Origin of the sequence: Burkholderia sp. ZZQ-2 (genome assembly GCF_050768715.1) — a bacterium.
GTDB classification, from domain to species: Bacteria; Pseudomonadota; Gammaproteobacteria; order Burkholderiales; family Burkholderiaceae; genus Burkholderia; species Burkholderia cepacia.
This window is the reverse complement of record NZ_LDVA01000042.1, coordinates 1-17,073: the sequence shown is the minus strand read 5'-3', so window position 1 is coordinate 17,073 and position 17,073 is coordinate 1. Positions and strand designations below refer to the sequence as shown.

The following is a 17,073-nucleotide window of genomic DNA, read 5'->3' as shown; positions in this document are numbered from 1 at the left end:
TTCCGCGAGGCGTCGCGACGGAAAGGATCATGTAATGTAGCGGCCTGTCGCTGACCTTCCCGGAATCCCCATGCGTGTGCTGCTCGTCGAAGACAACCCGAACCTCGCCCAGTCGCTGAACGACGCGCTGAGCGCGGCGCGCTTCGCTGTCGATCACATGGCGGACGGCGAGGCGGCCGACCACGTGCTGCGTACGCAGGATTACGCGCTGGTGATCCTCGATCTCGGGCTGCCGAAGCTCGACGGGCTGGAAGTGCTGCGGCGGCTGCGCGCGCGGCGCAATCCGGTGCCGGTGCTGATCCTGACCGCGCACGGGTCGGTCGAGGATCGCGTGAAGGGGCTCGATCTCGGCGCCGACGACTATCTCGCGAAACCGTTCGAGCTGACCGAACTGGAGGCGCGCGCCCGCGCGCTGATCCGCCGCAGCCTCGGCCACGAGCATTCGCGGGTCGAATGCGGGCCGCTTTCGTACGACAGTATCGACCGCAGCTTCCATCTCGCGGGCGAGCCGCTGTCGCTCACGCCGCGCGAGCGTTCGGTGCTCGAGGTGCTGATCCTGCGCAACGGCCGTGCGATCAACAAGGAAACGCTGTCGGAGAAGATTTTCGGGCTCGACGAGTCGGTCAACGCCGACGCGATCGAGATCTACGTGTACCGGCTGCGCAAGAAGCTCGAGAACACGGGTGTCGCGATCGTCACGCTGCGCGGGCTCGGTTATCTGCTGGAGGCGAGGGCGGAGGCGGCGGAATGAGTCCCCCGCCCATTCGCGGCGGTTCGCTGCGCCCCGACGCGGCACATGGCGTCGTTGCGGCGGCCCGGCGGAACGCATGATGCCCCGCCCGAACCTGCGCACGCAGGTCGCGCTGTGGCTGCTGCTGCCGCTGCTCGGCCTGCTCGCGCTCGACTCGTGGCTCACGTACCAGCGCGCGATGAACGCCGCGCACGTCGCGTTCGACCGCACGCTGTCGTCGTCGCTGAAGTCGATCCGCGAAGGCGTGCGGCTCAATGACGGCGAGATCGAGGTCGACCTGCCGTATCTCGCGCTCGAAATGCTCGAATCGAGCGACGGCGGCAAGATCTACTACCTGATCCGCGAGGACAACGGCCACACGGTCACCGGCTACCCGGACCTGCCGCTGCCGCACGGGCGCGACGCGGGCGACGGTGCGCTGTTCGTCACGCGCTACTACGACGTCGTCTATCGCGGCGAACAGCTGCGGATGGCCGCGCTGCGCATCCCGGTGCACGACGTGCCGACCGCGCAGTCGCGCATCGTGTGGGTGATGGTCGGCGAGACGATCGAGGCGCGCCAGGCGCTCGCGCGCGAGATCCTGGTGGGGTCGCTGCTGCAGGAAGGGCTGCTGGTCGTGCTGGCGCTCGGCATCGTGTGGCTCGGCGTCGGGCGCGGGCTGCGGCCGCTGAACCGGCTGTCGGCGACGGTCGCCGCGCGCAGCGAGGACGACACGACGCCGCTCGATACCGGTGCGATGCCGAGCGAACTTGCGCCGCTCGTCGAATCGATCAACCAGTACATCGGCCGCACGCAGCGGATGCAGGTCGCGCGGCGCCGCTTCTTCGCGGACGCGGCCCATCAACTGAAGACGCCGCTCGCGGCCGTGCAGGCGGGCGTTGAGCTCGCGCTGCGGCCCGACGAGCAGCCGCGCGCGAACGGGCACCTGCGGCGCGCGAACGGCGCGGTGCGGCAGGCCGCGAAGATCGTCCAGCAACTGCTGTCGCTGTCGCGGCTCGATTCGGACAGCGGCCACGCTGTTGCCCACCAGCCGGTCGCGCTGCACCGGCTCGCGCGCAGCGTGACGCTCGACTGGTCGCCGGTCGCACGCGCGCGCGACATCGATCTCGGCTTCGAGCACGAGGCCGACATCGACGTGCACGGGCAGCCCGACCTGCTCGGCGAGATGATCGGCAACCTGATCGACAACGCGATCCGTTATGCGGGCGATCGCGCGGTGATTACGGTACGCGTGTCGCGCGACGGGGAGCATGCGCGGCTCGACGTGATCGACAACGGGCCGGGCGTGCCGGCGGACGAGCGCGACGCGGTGTTCGAGCGCTTCCATCGCGGCAGCAAGACGCAGACGGTCGAAGGGACGGGGCTCGGGCTGTCGATCGTGCGGGAGATCGCGCGCGTGCATCAGGGCACCGTGACGCTTGCCGATGCGGCCGGCGGGGGGCTGGTCGTGACGATCCGGTTGCCGGCGGCGAACGACGCGGCGGCGAACGACGCGGGGGCGCATGCCGCGTGATGGCGAGTCGTGAGTCGCGATGAGGGCAGTGGGAAGCAGGAAGCCGCTCGGGCGGCTTCCGGGCTACGAAGACGATGTGATCGGATGCGCGGTGCCGTGTACGCGCGTCAATCGCCGAACCCGATCTCCGCTTCCAGCAACTGGCCGACCTCGAGCCACCCGCCCGCGCCTTCGACGACGATCGCGTTGATGCCGAACGTCAGCTCGCCGCCGAAGTTCGGGTTCGCGCGATAGGTCTGCATCGTGTCGGTCGGCTCGTGCGGCCACGCGGGATCGGGCGCGCCGGTGACCTGGTCGATCGTCGGCATCGGGCAGCGCGTGCACGGCTTCACGAGCCGAAGCCGCACGGGCGCCGCACCTTCCGTGTCGAGATGTTCGACGAAATCCTCTTCGTACGCGTCGAGATCCGACACCACGATGTTCGGCCGGAAGCGGTTCATCGGAATCGCCGGTGCGCCCTTGGCGGTGAGCCGCGCGTTCAGGTCGTCGAGCGACGACTGGCCGATCACGAGCAGCGGGTAGCCGTCCGCGAACTGCGTGTGCGTATCGATCTCGCCGGTCCATTTGCGGTTGCAGCCGCGGCGCGCGTCGGGCGCGAAGCGCGCGAGCTTCGCGGGCGTGCCGAGGAATTCGGTGAGCCAGGCGGCCGTTTCGGCGCCCGTGTCGATCGCATCGACGGTGTCGCGCCACACGGTCGCGGCCATTTTCGGCGTGGCGGGCGCTACGTCGCCGTCGAGCGGCGTGCGGATCTCGCCCATGCCCGGCGCGCTCAGCACGAGCGCATCGCTGTTCAGTGCGGTGCGGATCAGCGCGAGGCGCGGGTGCGTGCGCTGCGTGATCATCTGTCCGGCGGGGTCGGTGATCAGCCAGTGGCGGTCGTACGCCAGGCCCGTTTCGAGCAGCTGCGCGCGTGACAGCGCGATGCCGGCGCAGGATTTGATCGGATAGACGAAGAGTTCGGCGATGGCTGGCATGACGCTGGCTGAAGGCGGATGGCGAGACTGCGATTGTGCCAGATCGCGCCGCAGCCGTTCGGACGGCTGCGCTGCGTCGCGCGGCCGGTCATGCGAGCGGGAAGCCGGGGGCGAACGTGGTACGCACGTCGAGCGGCTGGCGCAGCAGTCCCGCCTTCAGGTAGAAGTCGGCCGTGCGCTGCTGTTCGGCGATGACCGTCGCGTCGATCGGCAACCAGCGCGTGTTGCGGCGCTCGAACTGCAGCTTCGCGGCTGCCGGCGGAATGCCGATGATGCGCGCGAGCGCCGCCGAATACGCGTCGGCGTGCCGGTACGACCAGGCCTGCGCGCGCACGACGCGCCGCAGGAAATCGTGCAGCACGTCGCGCTTCGACGCGATCGCCGCGTCGGTCGCCGCGATGTAGCTGAGGCCCGACCACAGCCCGCGGCCGCTGACGAGCACGCGCGCGCGCCCGCTCGTTTCCGCGAGTGCGGTATAGGGCTCCCAGGTCGCCCACGCATCGATCGAACCGGTTGCGAGCGCAAGCATCGTATCGGCCGGCGGCAGGAAGCGGAACGAGACGGCGTCGGGAGGCAGGCCGGCCGCGTCGAGCGCCTTCAGCGTGACGAAATGCCCGATCGAGCCGCGCGTGGTGCCGATGCGCTTGCCTTTGAGGTCGGCCGGGCCTTTCAGCGCGGCATCGGGCCGCACGAGCACCGCCGTGCCGTACGGGTCGGAGCGGTTCGCGCCGATCACCTTGATGCGTGCGCCCGACGCGAGCGCGAAGATCACCGGCGCATCGCCGATCGGCCCGCAGTCGACGGCGGCCGCGTTCAGCGCTTCGGCGAGCGGCGCGGCGGCCGGGAACTCGGTCCACGCGATGTCGTACGGCAGGCCGTTCAGTTCGCCGGCTGCTTCGAGCAGCGCGCGCAGCCCGCCTTTCTGGTCGCCGGCGCGCAGCAGCGGCCGCGTGCCCGATTGCGCGCGCACGGCGGCCGGGGCCGCGGCGATCGTGGCGAGGGCGCTTGCTTGCGCGAGGAAGTGGCGTCGGGTCGGATTCATCGTGAAGTTCGGTCGGAAGAGAAGGTCAGGGATTCGATCAATGCGGGAGCCCGGCCTGTACGTCGCGCACGGGTTCCGTGTCGACGCGCAGCAGCAGCGCGGTCAGTGCATCGCCGTTCGCGGCCGGTACTGCCGGCCGTGCCGTGGCGTCCGAGCGGCACAGCAGGTCGGCATCCGACCAGCCCGCGCTGCCCGGCAACGCACGCGCCCGCAGCCAGCCGCGGCGATCGGCGAGGAGCTGCGTGCCGCCGAGCGCGGCGGGCGCCACGCCGGCGATCGTCGCGAAGGCGAGCCATGCATCGGGCGTCGACGCGACGCAATCGGCTCGCGCCGTGCCGGCCGTCTGCGCCACGGGCGTGCCGCTTGCCGTGACGAGCAAGGTTTGCCAGCGCGCGTCTTCCGGCGGGGGCGTCGCGCCCGGCGCGAGGGCGACGATGCGCACGCGCTGTCCTGCGCGCCAGCGATCGAGCGGTTGGGGTGCGGCGCTGCCGCAGCGCACGTCGAGCGCCGGCAGCGGGACGGGCACGGGCCACGCGCCTTCTGCCTGCGCGCCGCTGCCCGCGGCGAGCGCTTTCAGGTAGTCGAGCACGGCCCAGGTGTCGCGGGGCCCGAGCGTCGCGGCGAAGCCGGGCATCGTCGGCGCACCGCGTTCGTCGCGTGTCCCGTGGCGCACGCGCCAGAACAGTTCGCCGTCGAGGCGGCGGGCGAGCAGGGCGCCGGCGAAGGTCGGCGGCCAGTGCGGGAGCGTGGCCGCCAGCGGCCCTTCCCCGCGTCCGTCCACGCCGTGGCACGCCACGCAGTGTTGCGCATACAAGTGCGCGCCGCGCATCACGTTCGATACCGAAAACGGCGCGGGATCGCGCTGGAAACTCGTCGGCACGGCAGGCGAAAGCCACAGCGAAGCCGGCGGCCACGGCGCGAACCACGCAACGGCCAGCGCGGCAAGCACCGCAAGCGCCGACGCCACACGCCGCTTGCGTAACGCGAGCGCGATGCACGCGAGCACGGCGGCCAGCGTCGTCGCCGCGACGGCGAACGCGAGTTGCCGCGTGAGCCCGGCGTCGATGCGCAGCGTTTCGAGCGCGATGCGACGGGCCCACGGCCAGGCAGGCTGGCCGTCGGCGTCGCCCGTCAGCCCGATCGCATGCAGCACGTGCGACAGCGCGACTTGCGTGCGATACAGCCCTTGCAGAAACAGCAGCGCCCAGTCGGAGAACGTCGGTGCATTCATCGGCTACGTTCCCGCCGCACGGCGGCCCATCGTCGAACGGTACCGCGCATCTACCAGCTCGCATCGAGCCCGAGATGCCGCAACGCGTCGTGACGCAGCTCGGCGAGGCGCGGGTCGCCGCGATGGCGCGGATAGGGCAGGTCGACGCGCAATTCGGCGACGATCCGTGCGGGACGCGGCCCGAACACGATCACGCGCTGCGCGAGGAACAGCGCTTCCTCGACATCGTGCGTGACGAGCAATGCAGAGAAACCGTCGCGTTGCCACAGTGCGGTGAGTTCGGCCTGCATCGTGAGCCGGGTGAGCGAATCGAGCTTGCCGAGCGGCTCGTCGAGAATCAGCAGGCGCGGATCGTTGACGAGCGCGCGGGCCAGTGCGACCCGCTGCGCCATCCCGCCAGACAGTTGATGCGGGAACACGTTCGAGAATTCCTGCAGGCCGACGCGCGCGAGCGCATCGTCGACGCGATGCTGCGACGCGCGCGCCACGCCGCGCGCCTCGAGGCCGAGCGCGACGTTCGCGCGCACCCGCCGCCACGGGTACAGCGTCGGGTCCTGGAACACGACGATGCGCGACGGATCGGGTTGCTCGATCGGCACGCCGTCCTGCGCGATTCCGCCTTGCCGCGCGGCGTCGAGGCCCGCGACGAGGCGCAGCAGCGTCGATTTCCCGCAGCCGCTCGGGCCGAGCAGCGCGAGGAATTCGCCGGCCGCGACCGACAGCGTGACGTCGTCGAGCACGGGCAGCGGGCCGCCGGGGCCGTCGAACGCATGGCTCACGCGGCGGATGTCGATGCGCGCGCCGCGCGGCGCCGTGACGGCAGGCGACGCGGCGGGCGCAGCGGAAGCGGACGATTCGAGTACGGCGGCGTTCACCATTTGACGGTTCCTTTCTGCCACGCGAGCACGCGGTCGCGCACCGCGAACAGCAGCGCGATCAGCCCGGAAAACAGCAGCGCCATCACGATCAGCGCCGCATACATGTTCACGTACGAGGCCCAGCCCTGCGCCCAGCTCAGGTACCAGCCGAGCCCGGACTTGACGCCCATCATCTCGGCGACGACCAGCACCGTGAACGACGCGCTCAGCCCCATGAAGATGCCGACGAACACGTGCGGCAGCGCGGCCGGAATCGCGACGCGCAGCACGAGGAAGCGCGCATTCGCGCCGAGCGTGCGCGCGACGTCGTAATACTGCTTGTTGACGCTCGCGACGCCCGACCACGTCAGCACCGCGACCGGGAAGCCGGTGGCGAGCGCGATCAGGAACGCGGCGGCGGAATAGCTCGACGGGAAGAAGTAGAACGTGAGCGGCAACAGCGCGGTGGCCGGCACGGGGCCGAGCACGCGCAGCACCGGATGCACCCAGTAGCCGATCCGGCGCGACCAGCCGATCGACACGCCGACCGCGAAACCGACCGCGACGCCGTATGCAAAGCCGAGCGCGAGCAGCTTCAGCGTGTTGCCGGCGCTGCCGAGCAGGCGCGGCCAGTCGTCGACGTAGACCTCGATCAGTGCCTGCGGCGGCGCGAAGAACGGCGTCGGCAGCCAGCCGGTTTTCGCTGTGACGATTTCCCACGCGGCGAGCACGAGCGGCAGCGCGACGAGCCACGGGCCGGCCGGGCGCACGCGCGCGAGCCGCGTGCGCGTCGCGGCGACGAGATGGCCGAGCGTCGCGGCGGCGAGCAGCAACGCGGCGATCGTCCACGCGGCCGTGCCGAACGTGTCCGTGTACGCCCAGTCGCTGAAGCCGACGATGCGGTTCGGCCACAGCTGCGTGAGGGCGCCGAGCGCGGCCCAGGCGAGCGCGGCGGCGATGCCGGTCGGCCAGGTGCGCGCGCGGCGCGCTTCGGCCGCGAGCGTCGCTTCGCAGGCCGTGCAGGCCACGCGTGCGGAAGCAGCGGAAGCAGGCGCACCGCCGGCCGGGGACGGTGCGGTGCGCGCGGTGGAGGCGTGTTCGATCGTCGACATCGCGTCACCCGAGCACGTTCGCATAGACCTGCTGCGCGAAGCGCTGCGGGTCGGTGCTCTTCTTCAGCACGCTGATGCGGCGGAAATCGTCCGCATAGAACGCGATTTCCTGCTGCAGGTCGACGTTGGTCGGGTGGTGCGTGTAGGTGAGCGTCGCGTACAGCTTGCGCAGGTCCTCGGGGCTGATCTTCGGCGAATACTTCGCGAACACCTTCGCGGCTTCGTTCGGGTTGTCGTGCGTGAACTCGGTGGCCTGCACGATCGAGCGCGCGAGTGCGGCGGCGGACGGCCGGTCGTTGCGCACCAGGTCGCCGCGCGCGCCGATCACGCAGCACACCTTGCGTGCGTATTCGCCTGACAGGTTCGTGGCGAGTTCCGTGTACGCGCCGTTGCTGCGCTTTTCGAGCAGATAGAGGTTCGGGTCGCCGTCGGCGATCGCGTGGATCTCGCCCTTGTCGACCGCGACGCCGAGCAGGTCGGCCGGATACTGCCGCCACGTGATGTCGCGCTCGGGATCGATCCCGTTCTTCGCGAGCAGGATCGAGAAGAAATGCTTGCCGGGCGCGGCCAGGTCGCTGACGCCGACCGTCTTGCCCTTCAGCGCCTGCAGCGTCGTGACGCCGGCCGCCTTCGAGCCGAGCAGCCGCACGCAGCCGCCGTGCGAGCTGCCGATGATCTTCACGTCGAAACCGGCTTCGAGCGGCTTCAGCCAGCGATGGATCATCCCGACTGCCGCATCGGCCTTGCCGGTCGCGATCGATTCGAGCAACTGGTCGGTCGAGCCGCTGTAGTTGATCAGTTCGACCTTCAGGCCGTTCTTCTCGAAGAAGCCGCGCTCCTGCGCGACGACGATCGGCGTCAGGCAGAACGCGTTCTGGTTCCACGCGAACGTGAGCTTCTTCAGCGGCGGCGCGGACCAGGCCTTGCGGCCAAGCGTGATCGCGGGCGCGGCGAGCGCGGCGGCGCCGGCCGCGCGCAGCAGCTTGCGGCGTTTGTCGTCGTGCGTGTCGCGCGTGTCGTGTGCATTGGCGGGCGCGGGTGCGGCGGTTCGGGTCATGTGGTCTGGTCTCCGGTCGTGCGGGAAGGCGCTCAGTCGAGCAGGTCGGGTTCGTCGGCGACGACGCGCGCGAACAGGCTGTCGAACGCATGCAGCGCGCCCTCGGGGCCGCCGATCTGGCCGTGCGTGTGACGCGCGGTGGCGTGATCGATCGGTTGCGGCGTGCCGGCCGCCTCGGCCAGCAACTGCGTGTGCGCGGCGTTGTCGAGCGCGATGTACCACCATGCGGCGGCCTCGACCGTCGGGCCGGCGGTCAGGATTCCGTGGTTCTTCAGGATCGCGCCCTTGTGCGTGGTGCCGTCCGGTTTCGCAAGCGCATCGGCGATCCGTGCGCCTTCGCTCGTGTCGACGACCATCCCCGTGAAGTCGTCGAACAGCGCGTGGTCTTCGTAGAACACGCACGCGTCCTGCGTGAGCGGATCGAGCGGGCGGCCGAGCGTCGACCACGCCTTGCCGTACGTCGAATGCGTATGCGCGGCGGCGACGATGTGCGGATGCGCGTCGTGGATGGCCGCATGGATCGCGAACGCGGCCTTGTTCAGCGGGCGCGTGCCGATCGCGGTTTCGCCGCGCGCGTTGACGAGCAGCAGGTCGGACACCTTGATCTGCGAGAAATGCACGCCGAGCGGATTCACCCAGAAGTGGTCGGGCAGTTCGGGGTCGCGTGCGGTGATGTGGCCGGCGAGCCCCTGTGCGAAGCCGAAGCGAGCGAACAGGCGGAACGCGGCCGCGAGCCGCTCCTGACGGTGACGGCGCTCGGCGGCGACGTCGATGCGCGGCGCGGGCGGATCGAACCAGAAATGCTGGCGCGGCGACGCGGCGAGCGCGAGGCCCGACGCAGTGCGTTCGAGTGTGGACGGAACGGCGGACATCGTAAGGGTCTCCCGGGTTGCGTCAGGCCGCGCGGCGCGCCGCGTCGCGTGCGGCGACGGCGCCGCGCACGCGCGGAATCAGTTCGCGGCCGTAGTCGATCGCGTCTTCCAGCGGATCGAAGCCGCGGATCAGGAACGTCGTGACGCCGAGGTCGTAGTAGTCGAGCAGCGCATCGGCGACCTGTTCGGGCGTGCCGACCAGCGCCGTCGAATTCGAACGCGCGCCGGTGAGGCTGGCGATCTCGGTCCACAGCCGCTTGTCGACGCGCGAGCCGCGTTCGGCCGCGGCCAGCAGGCGGCGCGCGCCTTCGCTTTGCTGCGGGCCGCCGGCGCCGAGCCCGGCCGCTTCGCGCAGCCGGCGTGTTTCGTCGAGGATGCGATGCGCACGCGCCCACGCTTCGTCCTCGGTCGCGGCGAGGATCGGGCGGAACGACACGGAGAAACGCACCTGCCGGCCGTGCTTCGCGGCTTCGGCGCGCACCCGGGTCGTCAGGTCGCGCACCTGGTCGAGCGATTCGCCCCACAGCGCGTAGACGTCCGCGTGCTTGCCGGCCACGGCGAGCGCGGCTTCCGATGCGCCGCCGAAATAGATCGGCACATGCGGCTGCTGGAACGGCTTCACTTCCGAAAACCCCTGTTTGAACCGGTAATGCGCGCCGTCGTGATCGAACGGCTGCGCTTCGGTCCAGATCCGCCGCAGGATGCCGAGGTACTCGTCGGTGCGCGCATAACGCGCGTCATGGTCGAGGAAATCGCCGTCGCGCTGCTGCTCGCTGTCCGAGCCGCCGGAGATGAAGTGCACGGCGAGCCGGCCGCGGCTGAACTGGTCGAGTGTCGCGATCTGCCGTGCGGCGAGCGTCGGCGCGGTGAAGCCGGGGCGATGCGCGAGCATGAAGTGGATGCGCTCGGTCGCGGCCGCCGCGAACGCGATCGTCAGCGTCGCCGACGGGCCGGTCGAGTGATGCGGCACGAGGATCCGGTCGAAGCCGGCCGTCTCGTGGGCGCGGGCAAAGTCGCGCACGTAGCCGGGATCGACCACGGGGCCGGACGGCGGGTGGATTTCCGACTGCTTCTGGCTCTGGATCATGCCGATGAATTCGACGCTCATCTGGGTCTCCGGTGCGGGGATGTCCCGGCGCGCGGCCGGGCAGGAATGGAGCGCAGGTTAACGCCGCGATCATGCGGAATGGAAATAATCAATCCCGATTTGAATATCAGATTTGCATGGTTTGGGCGCGTGTGCGCTACGCATACGCTGTGGGCTCACGAACGATCGGGCGCGCGGGCGCCGGCGACTCCGGGGGCACGCGTTGCGGATCGCCCGGTTCACGGGATACCGCGCCGCGTGGCGATCGATTGCCGCGGTTGCCGATCTCCGTCGCGCTTGCCGCCTGTCCGTATTACCCAGGGAATCCGTTTCGATGTCCGCCAGCCTTGCCGCTTCCTCGCCGTCGCCGCAGCCGCCCGCGCTGCGCCTCCTGCCCACCGACGATGCCGACGACGCACGCGTCGCCGCGCTGCTCGAGCGCCTCGCGCCGGAACTTGCCGCCGATGCGGCGCGCAACGACGTCGATGGCCGCTTTCCGCACGAGAACTTCGCGCGGCTGCATCGCGCGGGGCTGATCGCGCAGGTCGTGCCGCGCGAGCATGGCGGCGCCGGTGCGACGCTCGCGCAGGCGAGCCGGATCGTCGCCGCCGTCGCGCGGGCCGATCCGGCCACCGCGCTGGTGCTGACGATGACCTATCTGCAACATCGTGCGCTCGGCCGGGCCGACAACCGCTGGCCCGCACAGGTGCGGCGCGCGGTGTTCGACAGCGCGGTCACGCACGGTGCGCTGATCAACGCGCTGCGGGTCGAGCCCGCGCTCGGTTCGCCGTCGCGCGGCGGCCTGCCGGAAACCGTTGCCCGACGCGACGGCGACGGCTGGCGGCTGTCCGGCCACAAGCTGTACAGCACCGGGATTCCGGCGCTGCGCTGGCTGGCCGTGTGGGCGCGCACCGACGAACCGGCGCCGCGCGTCGGCGTGTTTCTCGTGCCGCGCGACCGCGATGCGGATGGCGATCGCATCCGCGTGATCGAAAGCTGGAATCACCTCGGCCTGCGTGCGTCGGGCAGCCACGAGGTCGTGTTCGACGACGTCCGGCTGCCGGCCGATCACGCGGTCGACGTGCGCGCACCGGACGCATGGGCCGTGTCGGCCGCGACCCACGCGGATGCCGACGCGCAGACCGACCAGCAGGCGTGGATGGTCGCGCTGCTCGGCAGCCTGTACGACGCGGTGGCGCGCGCGTCGCGCGACTGGGTGGTCGAATTCGCGACGACGCGTGCGCCGAGCGGGCTGGGCGCACCGCTCGCGACGCTGCCGCGCGTGCAGGAAGCGGTCGGCGAAATCGAGGGCTGGCTGCACGCGAACCGCGTGCTGCTCGACGATCACATCGCGCGCACCGACGCGGGTCATGCGCCGCCGGTCACGACGAGCGGACTGGTCAAGCGCACCGTGACCGAGCACGCGATCCGTGCGGTCGAGCAGGCGCTGAAGCTGTCGGGCAATCACGGGCTGAGCCGCGCCAATCCACTCGAACGCCACTATCGCGACGTGCTGTGCAGCCGCGTGCATACGCCGCAGGACGACGCGATCGCGGTGGCGGCGGGGCGTGCGGTGCTCGACGCAGCGAGCCGGGTTGAAGCGAAGGGCGAGACGAAGGGTGAAGCGAAGGGCAAAGCGAGCGGCGAGATGGAAACGGGCGGGGCGTCGGTCAACGAGACCGGGCGCGGCCGCAGCGATGCGTGAGCGGAGCAGGGCTGGCGCGAGCATCGACCGGGCGGCGCGATGCCGCCGCCGCCCGATAGGGTCACGCAGCCTGGTCGTGCGCCTGCTCGGGCAGCGAGAATGCCGCACGCGCATGCGCGGCGACGGCCGCGAGCGGCGCGCCGAAGCGGGCCGCATCGTGCCGGCGCAGCAACCACAGATCGATGTGCGGCTTGAAATCGGCGAGCGGCACGATGTCGAGCGCGTCGCGCAGCGGGCTGCCTTCGACGAGCGGCAGCGGCATCAGCCCGATGCCGAAGCCGTTCGCGACGCTCTGCAGTTGCAGGTCGCGGCCGTAGGTGTCGAGCGTGACCGGCATCGGCAGGCCCTGCGCGTCGAGCGCGCGCCGCAGGCCCGCACGAAAGCCGCAACCGTCGGGATTGAGCACCCAGCCATGAGCGTGGCAATCGGCGAGCCGGTAGCTGCGGCGCGGCCAGTCACCCTTGCGGCCGACCGCGACGAGCCGCGTGGCCAGCAGCCGTTCGCCGTCGACCTGTGCCGGCAGCACCATCTCGCGCGCGAGGAACACGAGCGCCGCATCGAGTTCGCGGCGGGCGACGCGCTCGACGAGCATGCCGCCCCACGCGGTCGTGACCTGCGTCGCGAGCGCGGGCCACTGCGCGGCGAGTTCGGCGATCAGCGCGGGCAGCATCAGTTCGCCGAGGCCCTGCGTGAGCCCGATCCGGAACTCGCCGGCGGGCGGCTGCTCGCCGGCCGTCAGCTCGCGCAGCGCATCGACTTCGCGCAGGATCGCGCGACACTGCTCGAAGACCTGCCGGCCGATGTCGGTCGGGCGCGGGGGCTTCGTGTTGCGATCGAGCAGGGTCACGCCGAGCGCTTCCTCGAGATTCTGGACGCGCCGCGTGATCGCGGGCTGCGTCATCCCGAGCTCGGCCGCGGCCTGGCTCAGGGTCTGGCAGCGGACCACCGCTGCAAAAGCGTCGATATCGCTAATTTTCATGTTTGTTCTGCATGGTCTTTCAGGTGCATCATGACGATCCATCATATTCGGCATCATATTCGAGGAGTCAGCCGATGAGTACGCTTTCGTTGCATCAGACGCCGCTGCGTCCGTTCGTCGACGGTCTGGGCGCGCTGCTCGCGTCCGGCGCGGACGAGGCGCGCATCCTCGACGAGGGCGGTGCGCTGCTCGCCGCGCTCGTCGAACACGACGACTGGTTGCCCGACGCGTTCGCGCAGCCCGACCCCGCGCGCTATCGGCAATACCTGCTGCATCTCGACCCGGACGAGCGGTTCTCGGTCGTCAGCTTCGTGTGGGGCCCCGGCCAGACGACGCCGATCCACAATCACACGGTGTGGGGGCTGATCGGGATGCTGCGCGGCGGCGAATTCTCGCAGCCGTACCGGTTCGACGCAGCGGGCCGGCCGGTGCCGTCCGGCGAAGCCGTGCGGCTGGCGCCGGGCGAGATCGAGGCCGTGTCGCCGCGCATCGGCGACGTCCATCGCGTGACCAACGCGTTCGCCGATCAGGTATCGATCAGCATCCACGTGTACGGCGCGAACATCGGCAAGGTCGAGCGCGCGGTGTACCTGGACGACGGCACCGTGAAACCCTTCGTGTCGGGCTATTCGAACGCCTGATGCAACGCCCGCCGATGCGGCCGGCTGCAAGCGACCGGCCGGAAGGCCGATTGCCCGCACGCGCCGGCGGGCCCAAGATTGAACCGTTCCGCTTTCTTCACCGACTTCAACGCATTCAATACAGAGACATCGTGACGCACTCCGCCGATTCCACTTCCCGTTTTCCCGTCGCGTCGTACCAGGATGTGCGCGCGCGCCTGCTTGCCCGCGACGAGATCGCACTGATCGACGTACGCGAGGAAGACCCGTACGCGCAGGGCCACCCGCTGTGGGCCACCAACTTTCCGCTGTCGAAACTCGAACTCGACGCGTGGACGCGGATTCCGCGCCGCGACACGCCGATCGTCGTATTCGGCGAAGCCGGCGGCGAGGATCTCGCGCCGCGCGCGGCCGAGAAACTCGCGCAACTCGGCTACACCGACGTGCGGCTGCTCGACGGCGGCCTCGCGGGCTGGCTCGCGGCGGGCGGCGAACTGTTCATCGACGTGAACGTGCCGAGCAAGTCGTTCGGCGAATGGGTCGAGGCCGAGCGGCATACGCCGTCGCTGTCCGCGCAGGAGGTGCAGGCGCTGATCGACGCCCAGGCCGATGTCGTGATCGTCGACGCGCGCCGTTTCGACGAATACCAGACGATGAACATCCCGACCTCGACGAGCGTACCCGGCGCGGAACTCGTGCTGCGCGTGCGCGCGCTTGCGCCGAACCCGGCGACGCAGGTCGTCGTCAACTGCGCGGGACGCACGCGCAGCATCATCGGCACGCAGTCGCTCGTCAACGCGGGGCTGCCGAATCCGGTCGCGGCGCTGCGCAACGGCACGATCGGCTGGACGCTCGCGGGCCAGACGCTCGAGCGGGGTGCCGCGCGGCGCTTTCCGGACGACATCGACGCGACGCAGCGCGACGAAGCGCGCCGCGCTGCGCGCGCGGTGGCCGAACGCGCGGGCGTGCCGCGCATCGCGCTCGCCGACGTCGCCGCGCTCGACGAACCGGGCCGCACGCTGTACCGCTTCGACGTGCGCACGCCGGAGGAATACGAAGCCGGCCATCTGCCCGGTTTCCTGAGCACGCCGGGCGGCCAGCTCGTGCAGGAGACCGACCATCACGCAGCCGTGCGCGGCGCGCGGATCGTGCTCGCCGACGACGACGGCGTGCGTGCCGACATGACCGCGTCGTGGCTTGCGCAGATGGGCTGGGACGTGCGTGTCGTCGAGCCGGCCGGCGCGGCCGCTTTCGGCGAGCGCGGCCAGCCGCCGCGCGACGTGCCGGCGACGCCGGCCGTGGCGGAGGTATCGCCCGCGACGCTCGCGGGCTGGCTGAAGGAGGCGGCGCCCGGCGAGCTGGCGATCGTCGACGTGACGGCCAGCGCGAACTACGTGAAGCGCCATATCCCGGGCGCGTGGTTCGCCGTGCGTGCGCAGCTGCGCGACGCGCTCGCGGCGATTCCGGCCGCGAAGCGTTATGTGTTCACGTGCGGGTCGAGCCTGCTCGCGCGGTTTGCGGCGGACGACGCGCGTGCGCTGCTGCCGGCTTCGGCCGAGATCCGGGTGCTCACCGGCGGCACGGCCGCATGGATCGACGCCGGGCTGCCGCTCGAAAGCGGCGAGACGCATCTCGCCTCGCCGCGCATCGACCGCTACCGGCGCCCGTACGAAGGCACCGACAACGCGGCGGCCGCGATGCAGGCGTATCTCGACTGGGAATACGGGCTGGTCGACCAGTTGAAGCGGGACGGCACGCACCACTTCAACGTGATTTGACCGATGCGATGCAACCGGGCGCAACGCGCGCGTCGCGCGCCGCGCCCGGTCGACGCGCGAGTCAGCGCTTGAACGTATCGACGGCCGTGCGGCCGACGGCAGGATCGTCGGTGAAGAAGCCGTCGATGCCCGCGCGCAGGTACGCCTGGATCTCGCGCACCGAGCCTGCCGTGTTGCGCGCGGCCGGCGTGCCGCCGTCCTTCAGCGACGCGGGCAGGAAGTTGTTCTCCGGGCGGAACGTGTACGGATGCACGACGAGGCCGGCCTCGTGCGCGTAGCGCACGTACGGCGTCGGCTGCTGCAGCGTGCCGTCCGCGGCGACCGCGATGATCGACGTCTTGTACGGGCCGACGCCGTTCGCATAGGTCGCGACCTCGCGCATGCCGTCGCGCGTCGACAGGTCGCCGTAGGTGCGCTTGTCGTTCGCCTTCACGAAGTCGTACGGGCGCTGGCCGGCTTCGTCCATCAGCTGCACGAGCTTCCAGTTCGGCTGGCTCGACTTGATCCGGTTGCGGATCGCCTTCAGGTTCGCGACCTCGAACGACTGGATGTAGACGGTCGCGGTGCGGGCCGTGTACGCATCCTTCAGCAGTGCATCGACGAGGCGGTCCTCGAGCGGCAGGCCGATCGACTGGAAGTAGGTCGGGTGCTTGGTTTCCGGATACAGGTGGATCGTGCGGCCGGTCTGTGCGGACATCTGCTTCGCGAGCGCGACGATTTCGTCGAACGTCGGAATCTCGAACTGGTCGTTGTACGCGGTGTTCGCGGGGCGGACCTGCGGAATGCGCTCGCGGGCGCGCAGCGTCTTCAGTTCGGCGAGCGTGAAATCCTCGGTGAACCAGCCCGTCAGCTCCGTGCCGTCGATCGTCTTGGTCGCCTTGCGGCTCGCGAACTGCGGCAGTGCGGACACGTTCGTCGTGCCCGAGATCTCGTTCTCGTGGCGCGCGACGAGCACGCCGTCGCGCGTCGACACGAGATCGGGCTCGATCACGTCCGCGCCGTCCTCGATCGCCTTGCGGTACGACGCCAGCGTGTGTTCGGGGCGCAGCGCGCTCGCGCCGCGATGGCCGACCACCTGGATCTTCGCGGAAATCGGCTGGGTGGGATCGGACGCGACGTCGTCGTCGCCGCCGCACGCGGCGAGCAGGAATGCGGCGGCACAGGCGAACGGGACGTAGCGCAGGGAGGTCGGGCGCTTGAAGAGCATGTCGGTGAACCTTCGAAACGAGAGTCGGAAAGGGGCGGTCGCTCCGGCGGTGCGGCTGTCGTGCCGTGTCGCACGGAGTCGGATGGGACGCGATCGTCGCACCGAATAATTACATATGTATTACTGCGGCCTTTCCGTTTCTTGTTTTCGGGGCGCGATATGCGCGGCGGGGCGGTTGACGGCGGCCCGACGGGCGACGCATTCCGGCCGTCCCGGGCAGGCCGTGCGCCGGATGCACTAAACTTGCGGGAATTTTGCATCGCCGTGCCGGGCCGGACGCCCGCCTGG

15 protein-coding genes are annotated in these 17,073 nt (G+C 70.4%); 5 read left to right on the top strand and 10 right to left on the bottom strand.

Annotated features, from left to right (window positions below; genetic code table 11):
* The first annotated feature begins 70 nt into the window (after window positions 1-70).
* Together ABY44_RS01515 and ABY44_RS01510 are read left to right on the top strand one after the other, a co-directional pair.
* Entirely contained in the window at window positions 71-751 is a 681-nt protein-coding gene (locus tag ABY44_RS01515; protein WP_027791446.1) for a response regulator, read from the top strand.
* Between the two features lie 79 nt (window positions 752-830).
* Window positions 831-2,264 carry a sensor histidine kinase gene (locus ABY44_RS01510; protein ID WP_060171071.1) on the top strand — a complete coding sequence of 478 codons (1,434 nt, stop codon included), beginning with the start codon at window positions 831-833 and terminating at the stop codon, window positions 2,262-2,264.
* A gap of 107 nt (window positions 2,265-2,371) precedes the next feature.
* Here ABY44_RS01510 and ABY44_RS01505 read toward each other — a convergent pair whose 3' ends face one another.
* The 8 genes from ABY44_RS01505 to ABY44_RS01470 form a co-directional block, all read right to left on the bottom strand.
* Window positions 2,372-3,238 carry an MOSC domain-containing protein gene (locus ABY44_RS01505; protein WP_060171069.1) on the bottom strand — a complete coding sequence of 289 codons (867 nt, stop codon included), beginning with the start codon at window positions 3,236-3,238 and terminating at the stop codon, window positions 2,372-2,374.
* Between the two features lie 88 nt (window positions 3,239-3,326).
* On the bottom strand, window positions 3,327-4,280 hold the full coding sequence (locus tag ABY44_RS01500) for an ABC transporter substrate-binding protein (protein WP_176096374.1): 954 nt from the start codon (window positions 4,278-4,280) through the stop codon (window positions 3,327-3,329).
* Window positions 4,281-4,317: 37 nt separating this feature from the next.
* On the bottom strand, window positions 4,318-5,511 hold the full coding sequence (locus tag ABY44_RS01495; RefSeq protein WP_060171067.1) for a c-type cytochrome: 1,194 nt from the start codon (window positions 5,509-5,511) through the stop codon (window positions 4,318-4,320).
* Between the two features lie 50 nt (window positions 5,512-5,561).
* Window positions 5,562-6,389 (bottom strand): ABC transporter ATP-binding protein, encoded by an 828-nt coding sequence (locus ABY44_RS01490; RefSeq protein ID WP_060171065.1) that lies wholly within the window; start codon window positions 6,387-6,389, stop codon window positions 5,562-5,564.
* Window positions 6,383-7,480 (bottom strand): ABC transporter permease, encoded by a 1,098-nt coding sequence (locus tag ABY44_RS01485; RefSeq protein WP_060171254.1) that lies wholly within the window; start codon window positions 7,478-7,480, stop codon window positions 6,383-6,385. The genes ABY44_RS01490 and ABY44_RS01485 overlap by 7 nt, the downstream gene beginning before the upstream one ends.
* A 4-nt stretch (window positions 7,481-7,484) precedes the next feature.
* Window positions 7,485-8,537: an ABC transporter substrate-binding protein gene (locus tag ABY44_RS01480; protein ID WP_027791453.1), complete on the bottom strand. Its 1,053-nt coding sequence runs from the start codon at window positions 8,535-8,537 to the stop codon at window positions 7,485-7,487.
* Window positions 8,538-8,569: 32 nt separating this feature from the next.
* Window positions 8,570-9,409, bottom strand: coding sequence for a class II aldolase/adducin family protein (locus tag ABY44_RS01475; protein ID WP_021163692.1), 840 nt, complete (start codon window positions 9,407-9,409; stop codon window positions 8,570-8,572).
* 22 nt (window positions 9,410-9,431) lie between these two features.
* Window positions 9,432-10,517 carry an LLM class flavin-dependent oxidoreductase gene (locus ABY44_RS01470; protein WP_060085184.1) on the bottom strand — a complete coding sequence of 362 codons (1,086 nt, stop codon included), beginning with the start codon at window positions 10,515-10,517 and terminating at the stop codon, window positions 9,432-9,434.
* A 313-nt stretch (window positions 10,518-10,830) separates the two neighbouring features.
* Here ABY44_RS01470 and ABY44_RS01465 point away from each other — a divergent pair, with 313 nt between their 5' ends.
* Window positions 10,831-12,201, top strand: coding sequence for an acyl-CoA dehydrogenase family protein (locus ABY44_RS01465; protein WP_060171062.1), 1,371 nt, complete (start codon window positions 10,831-10,833; stop codon window positions 12,199-12,201).
* A gap of 61 nt (window positions 12,202-12,262) precedes the next feature.
* On the opposite strand, the gene ABY44_RS01460 is transcribed toward ABY44_RS01465, so the two are convergent.
* On the bottom strand, window positions 12,263-13,237 hold the full coding sequence (locus tag ABY44_RS01460; RefSeq protein WP_196487859.1) for a LysR family transcriptional regulator: 975 nt from the start codon (window positions 13,235-13,237) through the stop codon (window positions 12,263-12,265).
* Between the two features lie 17 nt (window positions 13,238-13,254).
* Between ABY44_RS01460 and ABY44_RS01455 the strand changes: the two genes are divergently transcribed.
* Both ABY44_RS01455 and ABY44_RS01450 read left to right on the top strand, forming a co-directional pair.
* Window positions 13,255-13,821: a cysteine dioxygenase gene (locus ABY44_RS01455; RefSeq protein ID WP_027791458.1), complete on the top strand. Its 567-nt coding sequence runs from the start codon at window positions 13,255-13,257 to the stop codon at window positions 13,819-13,821.
* Between the two features lie 131 nt (window positions 13,822-13,952).
* Entirely contained in the window at window positions 13,953-15,578 is a 1,626-nt protein-coding gene (locus tag ABY44_RS01450; protein ID WP_060171058.1) for a rhodanese-related sulfurtransferase, read from the top strand.
* A gap of 61 nt (window positions 15,579-15,639) precedes the next feature.
* Here ABY44_RS01450 and ABY44_RS01445 read toward each other — a convergent pair whose 3' ends face one another.
* A complete protein-coding gene (locus tag ABY44_RS01445) occupies window positions 15,640-16,785 on the bottom strand; it encodes a glycerophosphodiester phosphodiesterase (RefSeq protein ID WP_060171056.1) in 1,146 nt (381 codons plus the stop codon).
* Window positions 16,786-17,073: the final 288 nt, after the last annotated feature.

What these genes read in the sequence shown, in the direction of transcription:
- ABY44_RS01515 (WP_027791446.1), top strand. Translation starts at nt 71, where the DNA reads ATGCGTGTGCTGCTCGTCGAAGACAACCCGAACCTCGCCCAGTCGCTG.
- ABY44_RS01500 (WP_176096374.1), bottom strand. Translation starts at nt 4,280, where the DNA reads ATGAATCCGACCCGACGCCACTTCCTCGCGCAAGCAAGCGCCCTCGCC.
- ABY44_RS01465 (WP_060171062.1), top strand. Translation starts at nt 10,831, where the DNA reads ATGTCCGCCAGCCTTGCCGCTTCCTCGCCGTCGCCGCAGCCGCCCGCG.
- ABY44_RS01480 (WP_027791453.1), bottom strand. Translation starts at nt 8,537, where the DNA reads ATGACCCGAACCGCCGCACCCGCGCCCGCCAATGCACACGACACGCGC.
- ABY44_RS01445 (WP_060171056.1), bottom strand. Translation starts at nt 16,785, where the DNA reads ATGCTCTTCAAGCGCCCGACCTCCCTGCGCTACGTCCCGTTCGCCTGT.
- ABY44_RS01455 (WP_027791458.1), top strand. Translation starts at nt 13,255, where the DNA reads ATGAGTACGCTTTCGTTGCATCAGACGCCGCTGCGTCCGTTCGTCGAC.
- ABY44_RS01495 (WP_060171067.1), bottom strand. Translation starts at nt 5,511, where the DNA reads ATGAATGCACCGACGTTCTCCGACTGGGCGCTGCTGTTTCTGCAAGGG.
- ABY44_RS01485 (WP_060171254.1), bottom strand. Translation starts at nt 7,480, where the DNA reads ATGTCGACGATCGAACACGCCTCCACCGCGCGCACCGCACCGTCCCCG.
- ABY44_RS01470 (WP_060085184.1), bottom strand. Translation starts at nt 10,517, where the DNA reads ATGAGCGTCGAATTCATCGGCATGATCCAGAGCCAGAAGCAGTCGGAA.
- ABY44_RS01510 (WP_060171071.1), top strand. Translation starts at nt 831, where the DNA reads ATGCCCCGCCCGAACCTGCGCACGCAGGTCGCGCTGTGGCTGCTGCTG.
- ABY44_RS01475 (WP_021163692.1), bottom strand. Translation starts at nt 9,409, where the DNA reads ATGTCCGCCGTTCCGTCCACACTCGAACGCACTGCGTCGGGCCTCGCG.
- ABY44_RS01460 (WP_196487859.1), bottom strand. Translation starts at nt 13,237, where the DNA reads ATGATGCCGAATATGATGGATCGTCATGATGCACCTGAAAGACCATGC.
- ABY44_RS01490 (WP_060171065.1), bottom strand. Translation starts at nt 6,389, where the DNA reads ATGGTGAACGCCGCCGTACTCGAATCGTCCGCTTCCGCTGCGCCCGCC.
- ABY44_RS01505 (WP_060171069.1), bottom strand. Translation starts at nt 3,238, where the DNA reads ATGCCAGCCATCGCCGAACTCTTCGTCTATCCGATCAAATCCTGCGCC.